This is a genomic window from Blautia sp. MCC283 (genome assembly GCF_018785565.1).
Lineage (GTDB): Bacteria > Bacillota > Clostridia > Lachnospirales > Lachnospiraceae > Blautia_A.
This window is the reverse complement of sequence record NZ_WQQB01000069.1, coordinates 75409-92547: the sequence shown is the minus strand read 5'-3', so window position 1 is coordinate 92547 and position 17139 is coordinate 75409. Positions and strand designations below refer to the sequence as shown.

17 protein-coding genes are annotated in these 17139 nt (G+C 44.8%); all 17 read right to left on the bottom strand.

Annotation, left to right across the window (positions count from 1 at the left end; all coding sequences use genetic code 11):
- Nucleotides 1–30: 30 nt before the first annotated feature.
- The 17 genes from GPK81_RS16940 to GPK81_RS16860 all read right to left on the bottom strand — a co-directional run bounded on the left by GPK81_RS16940 (nucleotide 31) and on the right by GPK81_RS16860 (nucleotide 17060).
- Complete coding sequence (locus tag GPK81_RS16940; RefSeq protein WP_021976883.1) at nucleotides 31–1656, bottom strand: putative polysaccharide biosynthesis protein; 1626 nt, start codon at nucleotides 1654–1656, stop codon at nucleotides 31–33.
- Nucleotides 1657–1671: 15 nt separating this feature from the next.
- Nucleotides 1672–2346: a uracil-DNA glycosylase gene (ung, locus tag GPK81_RS16935; RefSeq protein ID WP_021976884.1), complete on the bottom strand. Its 675-nt coding sequence runs from the start codon at nucleotides 2344–2346 to the stop codon at nucleotides 1672–1674.
- Nucleotides 2347–2367: 21 nt separating this feature from the next.
- Nucleotides 2368–3126, bottom strand: coding sequence for an imidazole glycerol phosphate synthase subunit HisF (gene hisF / locus GPK81_RS16930; RefSeq protein WP_021976885.1), 759 nt, complete (start codon nucleotides 3124–3126; stop codon nucleotides 2368–2370).
- A 2-nt stretch (nucleotides 3127–3128) separates the two neighbouring features.
- A complete protein-coding gene (gene hisH / locus GPK81_RS16925; protein WP_021976886.1) occupies nucleotides 3129–3761 on the bottom strand; it encodes an imidazole glycerol phosphate synthase subunit HisH in 633 nt (210 codons plus the stop codon).
- A gap of 146 nt (nucleotides 3762–3907) precedes the next feature.
- Complete coding sequence (locus GPK81_RS16920) at nucleotides 3908–5425, bottom strand: sensor histidine kinase (protein WP_021976887.1); 1518 nt, start codon at nucleotides 5423–5425, stop codon at nucleotides 3908–3910.
- The gene (locus GPK81_RS16915) at nucleotides 5422–6102 is read right to left on the bottom strand and encodes a response regulator transcription factor (protein WP_021976888.1); all 681 of its coding nucleotides are present in this window, start codon (nucleotides 6100–6102) and stop codon (nucleotides 5422–5424) included. The genes GPK81_RS16920 and GPK81_RS16915 overlap by 4 nt, the downstream gene beginning before the upstream one ends.
- A 249-nt stretch (nucleotides 6103–6351) precedes the next feature.
- On the bottom strand, nucleotides 6352–7218 hold the full coding sequence (locus tag GPK81_RS16910; protein ID WP_021976889.1) for a phosphatidylserine decarboxylase: 867 nt from the start codon (nucleotides 7216–7218) through the stop codon (nucleotides 6352–6354).
- A complete protein-coding gene (locus GPK81_RS16905; RefSeq protein ID WP_215707389.1) occupies nucleotides 7215–7898 on the bottom strand; it encodes a CDP-alcohol phosphatidyltransferase family protein in 684 nt (227 codons plus the stop codon). The genes GPK81_RS16910 and GPK81_RS16905 overlap by 4 nt, the downstream gene beginning before the upstream one ends.
- 26 nt (nucleotides 7899–7924) lie before the next feature.
- Nucleotides 7925–8941: a lysylphosphatidylglycerol synthase transmembrane domain-containing protein gene (locus tag GPK81_RS16900; protein WP_021976891.1), complete on the bottom strand. Its 1017-nt coding sequence runs from the start codon at nucleotides 8939–8941 to the stop codon at nucleotides 7925–7927.
- Entirely contained in the window at nucleotides 8938–9639 is a 702-nt protein-coding gene (locus GPK81_RS16895; protein WP_173772455.1) for a phosphatase PAP2 family protein, read from the bottom strand. Before GPK81_RS16895 ends, GPK81_RS16900 begins: the two co-directional genes overlap by 4 nt.
- Nucleotides 9640–9963: 324 nt before the next feature.
- Nucleotides 9964–10611 carry an L-rhamnose mutarotase gene (locus tag GPK81_RS16890; RefSeq protein WP_173772454.1) on the bottom strand — a complete coding sequence of 216 codons (648 nt, stop codon included), beginning with the start codon at nucleotides 10609–10611 and terminating at the stop codon, nucleotides 9964–9966.
- 164 nt (nucleotides 10612–10775) lie between these two features.
- Nucleotides 10776–11699, bottom strand: a complete 924-nt coding sequence (locus tag GPK81_RS16885) for an AEC family transporter (protein WP_118062119.1) — start codon at nucleotides 11697–11699, stop codon at nucleotides 10776–10778.
- A 25-nt stretch (nucleotides 11700–11724) separates the two neighbouring features.
- Nucleotides 11725–12912 (bottom strand): S41 family peptidase, encoded by a 1188-nt coding sequence (locus GPK81_RS16880; protein ID WP_021976895.1) that lies wholly within the window; start codon nucleotides 12910–12912, stop codon nucleotides 11725–11727.
- Nucleotides 12913–13078: 166 nt separating this feature from the next.
- On the bottom strand, nucleotides 13079–13984 hold the full coding sequence (gene ftsX / locus GPK81_RS16875) for a permease-like cell division protein FtsX (protein ID WP_215707388.1): 906 nt from the start codon (nucleotides 13982–13984) through the stop codon (nucleotides 13079–13081).
- Entirely contained in the window at nucleotides 13974–14657 is a 684-nt protein-coding gene (gene ftsE / locus GPK81_RS16870; RefSeq protein WP_021976897.1) for a cell division ATP-binding protein FtsE, read from the bottom strand. Before ftsE ends, ftsX begins: the two co-directional genes overlap by 11 nt.
- A gap of 305 nt (nucleotides 14658–14962) precedes the next feature.
- Nucleotides 14963–16054, bottom strand: coding sequence for a PucR family transcriptional regulator (locus GPK81_RS16865; protein WP_118062117.1), 1092 nt, complete (start codon nucleotides 16052–16054; stop codon nucleotides 14963–14965).
- Between the two features lie 136 nt (nucleotides 16055–16190).
- A complete protein-coding gene (locus GPK81_RS16860) occupies nucleotides 16191–17060 on the bottom strand; it encodes a YitT family protein (protein ID WP_173763034.1) in 870 nt (289 codons plus the stop codon).
- Between the last annotated feature and the right edge of the window lie 79 nt (nucleotides 17061–17139).

Here is a 17139-nt window from a genome sequence, read left to right as displayed (position 1 = left end):
TCGAATCAGACGAAGACTTCCTTGATTCGGTTAAATGATCTTCATCATTCTCGCCAGTTTCTTCATATACCTTCCACCAGGCATCATACCCAGCTCCTCTTCACCAGGCTTACTTACAAACAGATATACAATAAAGTATACACAAGCAGCCAGGATCACGGAAATACCAAGGCAGATCACATTGGAATGGATCAGTGCATACAGTCCGTAATATACCACTCCCGCAACAACTCCCATTGGGATAGATGCCAGGAACGGGCTTAAATAAGCACTTCTCCATGGATTTTTGTAACCCATGTATTTCTTGATGGAACGGTCATTAAGAAGACACATCACAACTGCATAGACGATCTGTGCGATGACGATGGTATAAACACCAAGGTTGGTAAACACCAGAAGCAGTGCCATTGCGATCACATCCGCCACCAGAGCGATGGCTGCATGGATCATCGGAAGTTTCGGCTTGCCGATTCCCTGAAGTACACCGTTGGTAATATTGGAGTTACCGTTGAGGATAATGGTAATTCCTCCCAGAATCAGAAGCTGTCCGCCCACACCATTGGTTCCCGGGAAGATCAGTCTTGTGATCGGTCCGGAAAGAACTGCAAGACCTACTGCAGCTGGAATGGAGATCAACATGCTGATCCAGGTGGCACGGTCTGTCTTCATATTGGCACCCTCAATGTCATGCATGGCATAATGTGCAGAAACCTCTGGAATCATGGAAGTCGGCGCCGTACTTGCCAGGGTAAGCGGGATATTGATCAGTGTCATATAATATCCGTACTCGGAATACAGGGTCTGGATCACGTCTTTGGCAGCGCCTTTGATGTCCATAATACCGGAATACATATAGCTGTTGATATATCCGTTTACGTTGTAGATAAATGCGCTGAGAATGATCGGCATGATGATAAGCACGATATTACTCATTACATGTCCCATGCTCTCATTCACAGAGTGATGGTCATTAGCGATCCTTTTTCGAATGATCTTACGGTTTACCCCGTAGACGATCAGCATAAAGATCAGAGCGGACGCCACACCGGCACCGGTACCCATGGTAGCACCTGCCGCACCCCAGCGATGGACCAGATCCATATCTCCCGTTGCGGAGAAGTGCTGAATAAATACATGTGACATCAGAAGCGCAAAGGTTGCCACAAAAATCTGTTCAATAATCTGTGAGATCGATGTCGGCATCATATTGCGGTATGCCTGGAAATATCCGCGGAATACACCGCACAGACCAGACATGAAAATTGTAGGCGCAAGCATCTGCAGTGCCAGACGGGCATTTGCCATACTGTCCGGAACCAGGATTCCCGCACCAAATACACAGACAAGTGCCACGATGCCGCCGGCAACTGCCGCATAGATCAGAGCACCGTAAAATACTTTCTGTGCATCTTTATATCTGTGAAAAGCGATCTTTTCCGCCATGATCTTGGATACCGCCTGTGGAATACTGAAAGACGCGATCATCAGCAGAATGAAATATACATTCTGTGCAAACTGGAAAAGTGCAAAACTCTGGCTTCCCAGTGTGGTTGAAAGCGGGCTCTTGTACAGCATTCCGATGATCTTGGAGATCAGCGCCGCAACCATAAGAAAAGAGGCGTTTTTCACAAGTGTGTTATCGTTTTTTTTACCCATTTTACTTTCCTTAACTTAAATATTCTCGATCTGCCAGTCAATGGGTTCTTCCCCGTTGGCTTTCAGAAATTCGTTGGCCTTACTGAAATGTTTGCATCCGAAAAATCCCCGGTAAGCAGAAAGGGGGCTTGGATGTGGTGCTTCCAGGATCAGATGCTTCGGATTGTGAAGCATGGATGCTTTCATCTGGGCAGGCCGGCCCCAGAGAAGAAATACGATTGGACGGTCCTCCTCGTCCAGGATCCGGATGGCGGCATCGGTAAACTGTTCCCAGCCGATCCCCCTGTGGGAATTGGCCTGATGGGCACGGACTGTCAGCACTGTGTTTAAAAGAAGCACGCCCTGTTTTGCCCATTTTTCCAGATTGCCGTTGTTTGGGATGTAACATCCCATATCATCCTCAAGTTCTTTATAAATATTCACCAGGGATGGCGGTGTTTCCACACCTTTTTTTACGGAAAAACAAAGCCCGTGGGCCTGTCCGTCATTGTGATAGGGGTCCTGTCCCAGGATCACAACCTTCACCTGATGCAGCGGCGTAAAATGAAACGCATTGAACAGATCTTCCGGAGGCGGAAAAATCTTTCTTGTTCTGTATTCTGTCATCACGGTTTTATAAAGTTTGGCATAGTAAGGCTGGTGAAACTCACCTTTCAGCGCCTCCTGCCAGTCTCCCGCTATAGGAGCCATATCCTTCACCTCTCATCCAACTTATCTTCTCACGGAAATTCCTTTTTCCGCAAGGTAATCCTTCACTTCCCGGATCTCCAGTTCTTTGTAGTGGAACAGAGATGCTGCCAGTGCCGCGTCTGCTCCGCCTTCAGTCAGTGCATCATAAAAATGCTCCAGAGTTCCGGCACCACCGGAAGCGATCACCGGAATGGAAACCGCATCTGCAACAGCTCTTGTAAGTTCAATATCATATCCTGCCTTGGTTCCGTCACAGTCCATGCTGGTAAGAAGGATCTCACCTGCGCCAAGTTCTTCCACCTTCTTTGCCCATGTAAGAGCATCGATACCGGTATCCAGTCTTCCGCCATGTTTGTAGATATTCCAGCCGCCATCCGGCCTTCTCTTGGCATCAATGGCAACTACCACACACTGGCTTCCGAATTTCTGTGCAGCCTCATGGATCAGCTCCGGGCGGTCGATGGCTGCGGAATTTACAGAGATCTTATCTGCACCTTCACGGAGAAGTTTCCGGAAATCATCCACAGTACGGATTCCTCCACCTACGGTAAAGGGGATAAATACATTGGCAGCAACAGCTCTTACCATATCTACCACCGTATCACGCTCTTCACAGGAAGCCGTGATATCAAGAAAAACAAGCTCGTCCGCACCGGCTGCGTCATAAGCTTTGGCAATTTCCACCGGATCTCCGGCATCTTTCAGATCAACAAAATTCACGCCTTTTACTACACGTCCTTTATTTACGTCCAGACATGGGATAATTCGTTTTGTAAACATGATTATGCCTCCTCCTTTCCGGTGCCTGCCTCAAGTGCCGCAAAATTCTCAAGGATCTTCAAGCCCCACCGGCTGCTTTTTTCCGGGTGGAACTGGCATGCAAATACATTCCCCTTCTCCACAGATGCGTGAATACATGTACTGTACTGCGTGGTGGCTTTCACGATCTCTTCATCTTCTGCCTGAAGATAATAGGAATGTACAAAGTAAACGTATGTGTTTTCCGGAATATCTTTAAATAATCTTCCGCTGTTCTGAAGATGCAGGGAATTCCATCCCATATGCGGGATCTTCAGTCCCGGGCTTGGCGGGATCCGTAAGATCTTTCCCTTCAGGATTCCAAGGCCTTCCACTCCCTGAGTCTCATCACTGCTCTCAAAAAGCAGCTGCAGTCCAAGACAGATTCCAAGAAACGGAGTTCCTTTTTCCACGATCTCATGTATTACCGGAACAAGTCCGTACTTATTGAGATTCTCCATAGCATCGCCAAAACTTCCAACACCTGGAAGAATTACTTTATCTGCTTTCAGAAGCACCTGGGGATCTCTTGAGACGACAGTCTCCTGTCCCAGATACTGAAGTGCTTTTTCCACACTTTTTATGTTTCCTGCATCGTAGTCAATGATTCCTATCATAATAATGCTTCCTCCTGCTCTTTTGTATCTCGATATTCCTCTCTCACCTTCGATTTACATTGATTTAGTATAACGCAAAAACAGGCGGTTGCAAAGACTTTTCTCTGCTGCCGCCCGTTTTTTCGCATTATCACACTAAAGTTTCATTATTTCCGATCCAGGGTAAACCAGAATTCCACACCATTGTCAAAGTTCTGCACGCCGTATTCCTGGTTCATGCTTTCCATGATAGCTTTTACAATGGACAGACCGATACCGCTTCCACCGTATTCCCTGGTTCTCGCTTTATCAACTTTATAAAATTTATTCCAGAGATTTGGCACATCTGCCTCAGGGATCGGAGTTCCTGTGTTAAATACACTGATCTTCACACGGTTATCCTCATCCTGAAGTTTGATCTCGATCTCTTTCTCACCATCCAGATGATTCAGGGCATTGCTTACATAGTTTGTCACAACCTCTTCGATCTTAAACTCATCGGCCCATACATAAACCGGCTTCTCCGCCTCAAAGATCACGTTTGCCTCTTTCTGTCCGATCATGATATTCATGGTCTGGAGCACACCCCGGATCAGGGATACGATGTCAAACCTCTCCATCACAACTGCGTCTTTACCAGATTCCAGCTGATTCAGCGTAAGAAGATTTTTTACCAGCTTATTCATCTTGGAGGCTTCATCCATAATAACGTCGCAATAGAACTCTCTGCTCTCAGGGTCATCGGAAATGTTTTCTTTTAAACCTTCTGCATAGCCCTGGATCAGCGCGATCGGAGTTTTCAGCTCATGGGATACGTTATCCAGAAATTCTTTTCGCATCTTGTCGATCTTGATCTTATCCTCAATGTCCCGCTGGAGTTCATTGTTTGCGGATTTCAGTTCACTGATGGTTGTTTCAAGCTGTGAAGACATCCGGTTGAAATTATCCCCCAGAACATCGATCTCATTGCCTACTTTGCTCTCATATTTTGCCTCAAAATCAAGATCTGACATTTTTTTTGAAAGATCTGTCAGTTCGCTGATCGGGCGGGTGATCCGTTTCGTCACCAGCATGATCATAAGACCACTCACTACAATAATCGCAAGTCCAACCGCAAAATAAAACTTATTGGAAATGTTTGCGCTCTCACGAATGCTCTCAAGTGGTGTCCTTATAATAAAATAATGTTCATCATCCAGCTGTCCCCAGCATTCCACATAATCCATTCCTGCAAAACGGTCATGAGACTGCTGGATCGTATAATTGTCTCCCTGTTTCAGAGTCCGGCTCTTGTCCCCATCCTCATCCAGATCGTAGACATATCCGAACAGTTTGCTTTGAAGCATTTTTTCATTTTCGCCCCAGGAAAGCCAGCTGGTATTGCTGCTGTCAATGATAACCCAGGAAAGATTGTTTCTGGAGCAGGCTCTCTGGATCTCATCAGGGATACTCTCCGAACCTTCGGAGCTGTCACTGTTCATCATCTTGTCAATGTCTGTATTTTCCAGCGTTGTACGGAGATCAAGAAGTACATCGATTTTTTTTGTCACATAATATTTTTCAAGGAAAGCTCCGTTGATCACGGTGATAGTCAGAATGGACAAAAACAGCAGTCCGATAAAATATGCGGTGATCTGATGGCGTAGACTGTGGATTTTTTTTAGTTTTTTTTCTGGCTTTTTCATTCTCCTACCTCAAACTTGTAACCCATACCCCAGACTGTCTTGATGTACTCTCCTTTGTCGCCCATTTTACTTCTCAGTTTCTTTACATGGGTATCAATGGTTCTGGCATCACCAAAGTAATCATAATTCCATACAGAATTAAGAATTTTTTCTCTGGAAAGGGCGATTCCCTCGTTTTCCAGAAAATAAGTCAGAAGCTCAAATTCCTTGAAGCTTAAATCCATCGTTTTACCGTCCACTGTTGCCTGATGTGCTGCCTTGTCGATGACAATACCGCCTGCGGAAAGTACCTCATCCGGGTTGCTCTGTCCGGTTCTTCGAAGGATGGCTTCTACACGTGCCACCAGGATCTTTGGACTGAACGGTTTGGAAATATATTCGTCTACGCCAAGTTCAAATCCCAGAAGTTCATCACGTTCATCCCCTCTTGCTGTCAGCATAATGATGGGAACTTTGGAATTCTTACGGATCTCACGACATACTTCCCAGCCGTCCATCTTCGGCATCATCACGTCCAGGATCAGCAGTGCAATGTCTTTTTCTTTATAAAAAATATCCATGGCTTCCTCACCGTCACCGGCTTCCAGTACCTGGAAATTCTTTTTGATAAGGAAATCTTTTACCAGTTTTCTCATTCTGCTCTCGTCATCTACTACAAGAATCTTTAATGCGTCCATTCTATCTTCCTCCGTTTCTCAAGTGCTGTTCCGGACAGTTATTTTCAGTCCGAAATGCTCTGTGTTATCCCACTTTCACAGAAAACAGATTTCTTCTCTGCTTCCCGTTCATTCTAAAGCGGATCTTCCCGTTCCGCTTTGCTATATGCTCATAATATATCACAGGTTTGTGTTGTGTGTGTGAACGTAATTTCATTTTTTAAGAAAATTTTGTGTAAAGCAAATATAAAAAAGAGAACCCTTTCACTTTCAAAAGGATTCTCCGATTTTTTCTCCCATAAGTACTCTTGTTTCCATTCCTGCCTGTGAATTTTTGAGGATATCTTCATCTGGCTTTACCGCATTTTTTTCGGTGATCAGCACAATGGTGGAACCACCGAAAGCAAAATTGCCTTTTTCCTCTCCACGTTTCACAGATGCCCTTCTTGGCCGGTTTTCGATCTTCCCCACAAAGAGAGCGCCTACTTCCATCATCAACATCGTGCGGAAATTTTCTGTTTTCAGAAGGGAATATTCCCGGCTGTTTTCTTTATAGATAGGATAGGCATCATTTGCCACAGGGTTGACTGTATGCAGAATCCCGGGGATTCTGATACGCCGGGACTCTGCTGCATTGTCCGGATAAATATATCTGTGATAATCCTGGACACAGAGACGAAGTACCCACACATAGCCACCCTGATATCTTTTCCCAAGGGAAGGGTTCCTTAAAAGTTCCTCCACTGTATATCGGGTCTGTTTGATATGAAGACAGGCTTTTTCATCCACAGGATATACACTGGCCCGGCAGTCACAGGGACTGATAAAATGCCCGGGTTCCATATCGATCCTGCGGGCACCCTCCCGGATCTTTCTCTTGAAAAAATCATTGTAGGAAATATATTTCCGCGTTTCATAATCACTCATATCCAGATGATTGAGCCGGATAAACGGTTCCACTGCTGCTGCCGAAATCCTGGAATCCAGAAGCTTTCCCACAACCGTGGAAACAGCCGGGGTAACCAGCGGCCGGATCATCATACGCCCGGCCACAGAACCGTAGATTTTTTCCAGCAAATTATTCTGAAAAGAATCTTCCTTTTTAATGTTTCCCTTTCGGTCTGCCGTCCGGATCATAAATTACCGCCTCTTTCCATGGAAAATTTGTAGAGATAATTGAATTTCCACCATCCCTCATTATAGAAAAGAACCAGAAGGACTGCCACTGCAACTACCGCAACGATGATCACCAGCTCCCGGTTGGTTGGCTTACGGAATTTAAAATCCAGGATAAACAGAAGTCCTACTGCCAGCATTGTGATATGGAGGAGCACCACAAACCATTTATACTCCGGAAAAAGCAGGGAAACCACAAACAGAAGTGGCAGGATCACGGACATGGATGTGATGGGAAGTCCCTGATAATATTTCCGGTTTTCGGAGGTTTCATTCTGGCGTTTTTCTTCCATAACATTGAAATATGCCAGACGGATCAGGCCTGCAAGACCGTAGAACAAAAGAATGGCAATTCCGTAAATATGATACATGCCAAGCTTAAATCCCAGCACAATGGGAAGGATTCCGAAACAGACAATATCCGCAAGAGAATCGATCTGGATCCCGAAGCACTTCTCTTCCTCCGTTCTGTTCTTCTTGGTTCGCGCAATCTTTCCGTCAAACATATCACACAACCCGGAAAATGCCAGACAGCACACTGCTGCTGAAATATGGTCCGTCACAGCGCAGAAGATTCCGATCATGGAAGACACTACGCTTATGTAAGTCATTATTACCGTGTAATCATAAAATCCTATCATTTGCACACCTCATTTTTCTCTTTCAATTACTTTTTTCCAATAGTCAGCTGGGCCACCACTGTAAACGCCGCACTGATCAGAAGCTCCCCATAATATCCAAGCCCTCTGCTAAGTACCATTCCCGGAAGCAGCAGTCCCCCGAACACCGGGCTGAAAATATTAAGGAACAGCGTCTCACTGATTCCCATTCCTCCCGGAAGCGGCAGCATATCCACAGATACCGAGATCACGGCCTGGAGAAAAAGGATCTCCCAGAATCCGGTGCCGTGAAGTCCAAAAGCCTGATATACAAACCAGGTCACCGCAAACAGTGCCATACGCTGGATAAAAGTGATTCCAATAACTTTAACGATCACAAAAGGATTATTCTTCAGATATGCCGCAGTATTTCGGTAAGTATCCATGGAATCTTCCAGTTTTTTCAGACGCCCATCTTTTTTCTTCACCAGATGAAGTCGTTCCAGAAGTTTCATTCCCTTTACCATGATCGCTTTTGCCAGAAGTGGATGGAACACCAGGATGGTCATAAATGTAACGCAGAAAATATTCAGTGCCAGTCCCAGGTAAAACACCGGCAGGATCCCTTCCAGATATTTATGGAGAAATCCCCTTCCGAAAATTGCGATTCCAATACCGATCACCACAAGTACCAGTTTATAGGTGATGGTTACGATCATCAGAATTACCGTTGACACCGGAATGGAAATCTTTTCTTTTTTCATGTAGTAGATCTGCATGGGCTGTCCGCCACTGGCGGACGGTGTGATACAGCTGAAAAAAAATCCCACGGAAGAGAACAGAAAACAGGTTCTCTTTTTCAGCTGGATTCCACTGGATCTCATCATGTACCAGATGATGATGGATTCTCCCCAGATAAAAAACGCTACCAGTGCAATTCCCGGAATCAGCCACCGTTTGTCAGCCCTGTGTATGGCATCCATCATGGAAGACAGATCTTCTCCGTGAAAAACGCCGTAGATGGTCAGGGCAAAAACGACCGCCAGGAATACTCCGTTAAATATGATCTTTTTTCTGCTTTTCATCTCTTGGCACCTTCTATATATCTGTTGATCTTCTTCTCAATTTTACTTCCGACCCGTTCATAAATATGCCAGATCTCCGTTTTCTGTCCCAGCATAAAACATATCTGTGCCAGGATCACGCCACCGGCCACATCCACCAGAACATGCTGCTTGGTAAAAAGGGTGGACAGAAAAACCAGAACTGCCAGCACAAAAGATACTCCTTTATACCATGCCGGAATTCTTTTCTGGTCTTTGATTCCCAGGAAACAGAACCAGCTTACCAGGCAGTGAATGGATGGAAACAGGTTATCCGCCGCATCAATGGAATAAAGCCATCCTGCCAGCAGATCCCAGAAACCGCTCCTCTCGATCACCGGTCTTGTGTTGGTGGTGGGGTATGCCAGAAATATGATCAGGCACACACAGCGGGATATAAGATCTGCGGTAAAAAAACGGTAAACCTGTTCCTTCTCCTGCCTTGCCGCAAGAATATAATTCACTGCCCAGAATATATAACATCCGAAATAGACAATTAAAAACTGCGGCACAAACGGGAGCCGCAGGTCAAGACTACTTTCTATGTTGTGATGGTACCAACCGCCTGCAATTGCCCTTGAACCGGAATATACAAGACAGTTAAATACAAATGAAAAAACAAGGGGAAAAAGCCCGTACGCAGGTACAACCCCTGTTACATATTTCCAAAAACGTTTCATAAATTCACGCCTCATTATTTTATTGATCTCAGGAAGAAAACGTATTTTTTCCTGATGTTTTCTGTTACTCACAGTATAACAGTCGGGGCGTATGGTTTCAACTAAATATGGGAATTTTAAGAATTGTTAAGATTTCAGTTCAGCTAATTTTTCTTTTTTGTTCATACTTTTTTCAGAATGACGTCACAGAATGACCACAAAATGTGAGTATATTATTAGATGTGCAAAGGGTACTACCTTTGATAACACTTTTTTCTTTTTCATACTGCCGGGGCTACCTCCAAACAAAGCCCCGGCCTCCTTCCTTTTTATTTCCCCATTTTTTTAATTATGCCATGCAAGACGTACACTGGACGGATGTACTTCTTTTGTCATCCAGTCCACATCGTTGGTGATCCAGTCCATGATCCCCAGCTGACGTGTTTCCCATGCGATGGTCGCCTCTCTTGCTTCCGGTGTTTCTTCCACTTCCATGGTAGTGTCGATCTCATCGTATCCAAAAATATATCCGCCTGAGCTCCAGATGCTGAAGTTACTGTCCGGGCCCGGATCTATTGTATCGCCTCTCTGTGCTACAAGTCCGTCATGACGAGCCTTGTATTCTTCCTCACAGCCGTCTTTTAATTTTGTCATGAACATTCTGTGGCGGATCAGCTCTTTGTTTTCTCTCACAACACCAAAATTATGATACATCAGACGCATGTCTTTTCCAGGAGTGGAGATCCAGGTAAATGTATCCTGGATTTTTTCAGTCAGTGCTGCTTTTACTTTCTCCTCTTTTGGAGAGATCACAGCTCCGTCTGCATTTTCATAATATCCGAAGATCAGGTCTGCAGCATTCCAGATGCTGAAATTATGAATGCCGTTGCGATCCAGATATGCGGTAAGCTCCGGCCAGATTTCGCCTAAGGTCTTACGGTAATCGTTCATTTTTCCTTCTTTTACTTTCATTGCAAAAGCATGTCGTTCCATTTATGTACCCTCCTGTTTTATATGGCGTTTGCAGAAATTTCCATATGTAGTCTCATCAAAAATAACTGGTCTCTTTCTTTTCCGTACTCTGAGTTGATTTTAACACTTTTATCATACTTTTACAATTATACCACTGTATTTTGAAACATTCTCTGCACTTTTTTTCAGGCCAGATAAAACATCACCATCAAAGGCATGGTCACAATGCTGACCAGAGTTGTCATTACATTGATAGTACTGGCATAGACCGGTTCCCGATCGTACAGCTGCGCCAGCTGTACAATCGTTGTTGCCGACGGTGTGATCACTGCCATCAGGCTGATCAGAAGAATCGTTTTTCCGTCTTTTACAAGAGATGCCAATGGCAGATATTTCAGAAGCAGCAGTACGATCAGCGGCGTCACCACCATTTTCAGGATCGTGATCAGATAGATTCTGGAATGACTGAAAATATCTTTCCATTTTACCTCTGTCATAGTCATTCCAAGCATGATCATACATACCGGTCCCAGGGTGGCTGAAATCTGGCTCATGGTATTTCCAAAGATGACAGGCAGTCGGATCTGTGTAAAGAACAGGACAATGCCAAGGATAATGGCGATCAGATTGATATTGCAGAGGATTTTTTTCCAGTTAATTCCTGCCTTCGCCTCCATCAGTGACTGTCCGTGGGTCCACATCAGGATCATCTGTACACTCAGGAAAGCGCTGGCATAGATTACCCATTCCTCTCCAAGGACTACGGTCACAAGCGGGATCACCAGGTTTCCGGAATTGGAATAAATGATGGATTCTTTTTCCACCACGCTTAATTTCAGCGGTTTGCCGATAATCTGTGTAAATACCAGCAGAAAAATATGGATCAGGACCGCTGCTGCTATTGCCAGAAGAAACCCATTCCGGATACTTCTGGAATATTCAATCTGAAACGCATTGATCATCACACATGGCATGATGATGTAAATGCAGATCACCGACAGTGTCCTGCTGCTTTTCGCATCGATCAGTCCACATTTTACCACCGCAAACCCGCAGGCCATCATCAGAAAAAATACTATGATCTGCTGCAATAATTGTAAAGTTATCATTTTCTTTTCTCTCCTTCTGTACGCATCAGTTCTGCTCCAGCTCTTTCAGGGCCGTCTGAAGCTGCGTGTCTTCCTCATGTGTAAGTTCTGCCCAGTCTGTAATGTCTCCGGAAAGCTCTGCTTCCACATCTGGAGTGATTCCTTTTTTATTGATGTCATTGCCCTTTGGTGTAAAATATTTTGCAATGGTGATCTTTACTGCGCTGCCGTCGGTAAGCGGCTGGATGGTCTGCACTACGCCTTTTCCGTAAGTCGTTGTTCCCACGATCGTTCCAATACCGTAGTCTTTCACTGCTCCCGCAAAAATCTCTGATGCACTGGCACTGTTTCCGTTTACCAGAACTGCCAGCGGCATAGTCAGCTCATTCTTTCCGTCACAGGTTTCCTCTTCCCGTTTCCCGTTTTTGTCCTCTGTATAAACGATCAGTCCTTCCGGAAGGATCTGGCGGAGTACTCCACAGACTGCGGTAAGAAGGCCACCCGGATTGTCGCGGAGATCGACTACCAGTTTTTTCATTCCCTGGTCTTTCAGATCTGCAAATGCTTTTTTATACTGGTCACTGGTCACTTCGGAAAACTCGGAAATCCGGATATATCCGGTGTCTCCGACAAGCATCTCATGAGAGACAGTCTGGATTTCCACATCTCGGATCTCTACTTTGATATTCTGAGTTTTCTCTTCATCTTCCCTTTGTATGGTCAGCGTTACGAAATCTTTATCACTGTCACGGACCATGGAAGCGATGTCGGAAGTTTCTTTTTCTGTGACATCTGTTCCATCGACCGCTTTGATCACGTCTCCGGTTTTCAGACCTGCCTGTTCTCCCGGTCCGCCTTCATAGAGCTGCACGACCTTTGCCCCTCCGCCATCCTCTTTCTGGAGAACTGCCCCGATTCCCACGTAGGAACCTTCATTGGAAGTATTCAGTTCTTTATACTGTTCTGCCGTGTAATACGTGGAGTATGGATCCTTCAGTCCGGCGAGCAGACCTGCATAAAGGCCCTCCCGCAGACTGCTTTCATCCTTTTCATCCAGATATTCTGTATCGATCAGTTCTTCCAGATAATTCAGCTTCTGGACTGTTTTCACGTCTGACAGTGCATTGCCTTTGGGAAACAGCACTTTCTGATAACTGACAAAACCAGCCCCTGTCACAACAAGCGTGGCTGCCACTCCGATGGCTACGCCTTTTTTGAACTCTTTATTTTTCATATCTTTCCTTTCTTCTGCACAGCCCGGTAATATCACAGATTCTCTGTTTTCCTTATGTGCCGTCCGTTTTTTATATACTGAAAGCGGCTGCCGGTTCTCCGACAGCCGCTGTATCTCTTATAGGTATGCATCCCGCGGATACACGCAGATCCGCTCTGCTATTTGGTTACACTCTGAGATGTTTTCTTGTTGTGAAGAAACTTCCCAGAAGTCCGATTCCCACACCAAGTCCAAGTCCCATCGGGATCAGTCCTTCATAGATCTGCCAGATCGGGATAAAATCTACGATTCCTGTCAGTACATTGAATTTTGTCAGAATAAACTCAACTGCGGAACTGTAGAGGAAAAACAGACACACCAACGGGATTGCCGCACCAATCACACCCAGAATGATTCCTTCCAGAAGGAATGGAAGCCGTACAAAAGCATCGGTAGCTCCTATGTATTTCATAATTCCAATTTCTTCCTTACGAACAGAAATACCCATAGATACAGTATTGCTGATCAGGAATATGGAAATCACCAGAAGGATCCCGATCACCGCAATGGAAATATAGGAAACCAGTTTGTTGATAGATCCAAGTGTCTTGGATGCCTGCTCAGACTGATTTACCTTGCGGACATGATCCAGACTCTGGATATAATTTACCAGCTCTGTCTGTTTGGTGATATCATTAAGATATACCTGATAGTTGGAAGAATTGGCCAGAGGATTGTCATCCTTGAATCCATCTGCTGCATCTTCATCTCCAAAATATTTCTGTTTATAATCCTCCCACGCCTGGTCTGCAGACTGATAATCCATTCTGGCAACTTCCGGTCTGGCCTGAATGGCAGCGCCGACCGCCTGGATCTCTTCCTCTGTAGTTCCCTCATCAAAGAATACCGTAATTGGCACTTCTTCTTCTACTTTATGTGCTATGGAATTTACGTTGTTAACAATGGAATAGAAAATTCCTACCAGAAAGATGCATGCAGCCATTGTAATGATACATGCCAGGGAAAACATCCAGTTTCTTTTTATATTCTTAAATCCCTGCTTCAGGGTATACCAGATCGTACTAGGCCTCATGATATCCTCCCTCTTTCTCATCGCTGATGATCTTTCCATTGTGCATGGTGACTACTCGTTTACGCATGGCATTGACGATGTCTTTGTTATGGGTGACTACCAGAACGGTGGTTCCTCTGTCATTGATCTGCTCCATCAGAGCCATGATCTCCTCGGAAGTCTTCGGATCCAGGTTTCCGGTTGGCTCATCTGCCAGAAGGATGTCCGGGCGGTTTACCAGTGCTCTGGCAAGGGCAACTCTCTGCTGCTCACCACCGGAAAGTTCATCCGGATATGCCTTATATTTCCCTGCAAGACCTACTTCCTGGAGAACCTCCGGAACACGTTTACGGATCACGCGGGTCGGTCTTCCGATAACACGCTGTGCAAATGCTACGTTCTCATATACATTACGGTCTTTTAACAGGCGGAAATCCTGAAATACTACGCCAAGCTTTCTGCGATATTTGGCCACACGTCTGTGTTTCATCTTCTCCAGACGTTCTCCGCTGACTGTAATGGTTCCATTGGTAGAATCCAGCTCTTTCATCAGAAGCTTGATCAGTGTGGATTTACCGGAACCACTGCTTCCTACTACAAATACAAATTCCCCTTTATCAACATGTAAGTTCGCATGATTCACAGCCGGAAGACCCGGACCATAAGATTTGCTCACATCTACAAGATCGATCATATGTATCCTCCTCTATATTGCAAAAGCATAATTATCTTAACTTTTTTGTAACATTATTGTAATATATATCTCGCATAAATGCAAGAATAAATTTTCCAGGCTGTAACAGCCCTCTTCGAGTTATTTATTTTATAATAAAAATGCAAAAAATACAATAGAGCCCCAAGGGTTATCTGTGAAGTTCATGTGAAATCTTCAAATTATTATTGAAGGCACACGATATCCCGCTGCAAAAAAATCATACAAAAACTGCCGCCCATTCCGGTAAGGAACAGGCAGCAGTCAAAAAATCTGATCTGATGATATTAATATTCAAGCGTTTCCATGTACTTCATATAACGCACAACCATCAGTGCAATCTTAAATGTGATGGCATCCTCAAACACCCGAAGATCCAATCCGGTACTCTTCTGGAGTTTATCCAGGCGGTATACCAGTGTATTTCTGTGAATGTACAGCTGACGCGAAGTCTCGGATACATTCAGGCTATTCTCGAAGAATTTATCGATGGTGACAAGTGTCTCCTCATCGAAGTCGTCCGGAGATTTGTTATCAAAGATCTCACGGATAAACATCTTACACAGAGGAATAGGCAGCTGGTAGATCAGTCGTCCGATTCCCAGTGAGCTGTATGCGATCACTTCCTTGTCTCCAAAGAAGATCTTACCTACATCAAGTGCCATACGCGCTTCCTTATAGGAACGTGAAACTTCCTTCAGCTCATTGACGATGGTACCGTATGCCATATGGACATCCTCACCGTCTTTATTCAGGTCAAGAGTATCCAGAATGGTGTGAGCCAGCTTATCCATCTCCGGATAGCCCTCTCCTTCTTCCAGTTCCTTGACAATAATAATGCTCTTCTCATCAACCGCAGTGATAAAATCTCTGCTCTTTCCGCCAAAAAGGCTCTTCACGCTCTCCACGGAGCTGTGATCTTTCTCCTGGTTCAGTTCCAGGATCATGACTACACGACGGACATCTGCTTCAATATGAAGTTTCTTCGCTCTGTTGTAAATATCCACCAGAAGAAGATTATCAAGAAGAAGATTCTTGATAAAGCTGTCCTTGTCAAAACGCTCCTTGTACGCTACGATCAGATTCTGGATCTGGAAGGCTGCAAGTTTACCTACCATATAAGTATCCTCATCATCTCCATGGGCTACCAGGACGTATTCCAACTGATAATCATCACAGACCTTAAAGTACTGAAATCCCTTGACAAGCTGGCTGTCCGCCTGGGATTCTACAAAAGCCTGGATATCTGCCGGCTGGATTTCAAAATCAGAAAAGGTAGACGCCAGTACCTTACCGTCTGTGTCAATGACACAAAATTCCGTCCTTGATATTTCTTTAAGTCCCTCGAGCGTATTCTGTAACACCTGATTCGATATCATTCCGTTCAATCCCTTCTCACTTATGTGTATGCTTATCTTCTGTCTTTCCCTCTCTATCTATGGCTATTTTAATACAAAATCACCAAAAATAAAAGAGGAAAACTGAAAAAATTTACAAATTTTTGTTGAAATCCGCCTAATTTTTCTCTATAAAGCCTTCTCCGTGAACCTCTCTTGCATCGGAAACAATCACAAAAGCATCGGGATCAATATCATCCACCAGCTCTTTCAGCTTCACGATTTCCTTCTTATTTACCACACAGAAGATGATGGTTTTCTCCTGGCCGGAGTACATACCCTTGCCACAGATTCCGGTTGCCCCGCGGTCCAGGTCTTCCATAATGACTTTTGCCACCTCATCCGGCTTCTCCGTAATGATAAATGTCTGCTTGGAAAACTTCAGACCTTCGATCAGGCTGTCGGATACTTTTGTTACCAGATAAACTGCAATGATGGCATACAGAGCACGCTGGATGCCAAACACATACATACCCACAATTACAACAAGACCGTCAATAAACTGCATAATCTGTGCGATGGAATAATGACGCAGATATTTCTGGATCAGCGCTGCCATCATATCTGTTCCGCCTGTGGTTCCCTGTCCAAGGAAAACCATTCCGATACCGATTCCCTGGATCACACCACCATATACAGCAGCCAGAAGAAGATCATCTCCCGCGATATTCCACACCGGCTGAAGGGCAAGCCAGGTTGAAAGGGAGATTTCTCCGATCAGAGCTTTTTTTACAAAGGAAAATCCTCTGATCTTACATCCCAGAAGAAACAGCGGGATATTCAAGGTAATGTTGGTAAGCCACAGCGGGATACCCCCATCTACGATTCCTCCGGTCCATCGTTTCACAAGGATCGCAATACCGGAAAAACCACCGGTTACCAGCCCGGAAGCATCAAACACGGAATTGATGGCAAGTGCCATCAGTCCGGTTCCAACTATGATCAGAAGATAATCCAGATACCATTTCTTTTTTGCCGCAAGACTCATAAAGTGCTCCTTTCATTTATCATATGACAACTGCATCAGTTTCCCGTACTGACGTGTCATAAAAAGAACGGGACCGTAC

Excerpts from the sequence above, each read along its gene's own strand:
- GPK81_RS16895 (WP_173772455.1), bottom strand. The coding sequence starts at position 9,639 with ATGAAACGTTTTTGGAAATATGTAACAGGGGTTGTACCTGCGTACGGG.
- hisF (WP_021976885.1), bottom strand. The coding sequence starts at position 3,126 with ATGTTTACAAAACGAATTATCCCATGTCTGGACGTAAATAAAGGACGT.
- GPK81_RS16860 (WP_173763034.1), bottom strand. The coding sequence starts at position 17,060 with ATGAGTCTTGCGGCAAAAAAGAAATGGTATCTGGATTATCTTCTGATC.
- ung (WP_021976884.1), bottom strand. The coding sequence starts at position 2,346 with ATGGCTCCTATAGCGGGAGACTGGCAGGAGGCGCTGAAAGGTGAGTTT.
- ftsE (WP_021976897.1), bottom strand. The coding sequence starts at position 14,657 with ATGATCGATCTTGTAGATGTGAGCAAATCTTATGGTCCGGGTCTTCCG.
- GPK81_RS16910 (WP_021976889.1), bottom strand. The coding sequence starts at position 7,218 with ATGATCCGGACGGCAGACCGAAAGGGAAACATTAAAAAGGAAGATTCT.
- GPK81_RS16865 (WP_118062117.1), bottom strand. The coding sequence starts at position 16,054 with ATGATATCGAATCAGGTGTTACAGAATACGCTCGAGGGACTTAAAGAA.
- GPK81_RS16905 (WP_215707389.1), bottom strand. The coding sequence starts at position 7,898 with ATGATAGGATTTTATGATTACACGGTAATAATGACTTACATAAGCGTA.
- GPK81_RS16890 (WP_173772454.1), bottom strand. The coding sequence starts at position 10,611 with ATGGAACGACATGCTTTTGCAATGAAAGTAAAAGAAGGAAAAATGAAC.
- GPK81_RS16885 (WP_118062119.1), bottom strand. The coding sequence starts at position 11,699 with ATGATAACTTTACAATTATTGCAGCAGATCATAGTATTTTTTCTGATG.
- GPK81_RS16920 (WP_021976887.1), bottom strand. The coding sequence starts at position 5,425 with ATGAAAAAGCCAGAAAAAAAACTAAAAAAAATCCACAGTCTACGCCAT.
- ftsX (WP_215707388.1), bottom strand. The coding sequence starts at position 13,984 with ATGAGGCCTAGTACGATCTGGTATACCCTGAAGCAGGGATTTAAGAAT.
- GPK81_RS16915 (WP_021976888.1), bottom strand. The coding sequence starts at position 6,102 with ATGGACGCATTAAAGATTCTTGTAGTAGATGACGAGAGCAGAATGAGA.
- hisH (WP_021976886.1), bottom strand. The coding sequence starts at position 3,761 with ATGATAGGAATCATTGACTACGATGCAGGAAACATAAAAAGTGTGGAA.
- GPK81_RS16940 (WP_021976883.1), bottom strand. The coding sequence starts at position 1,656 with ATGGGTAAAAAAAACGATAACACACTTGTGAAAAACGCCTCTTTTCTT.
- GPK81_RS16900 (WP_021976891.1), bottom strand. The coding sequence starts at position 8,941 with ATGAAAAGCAGAAAAAAGATCATATTTAACGGAGTATTCCTGGCGGTC.
- GPK81_RS16880 (WP_021976895.1), bottom strand. The coding sequence starts at position 12,912 with ATGAAAAATAAAGAGTTCAAAAAAGGCGTAGCCATCGGAGTGGCAGCC.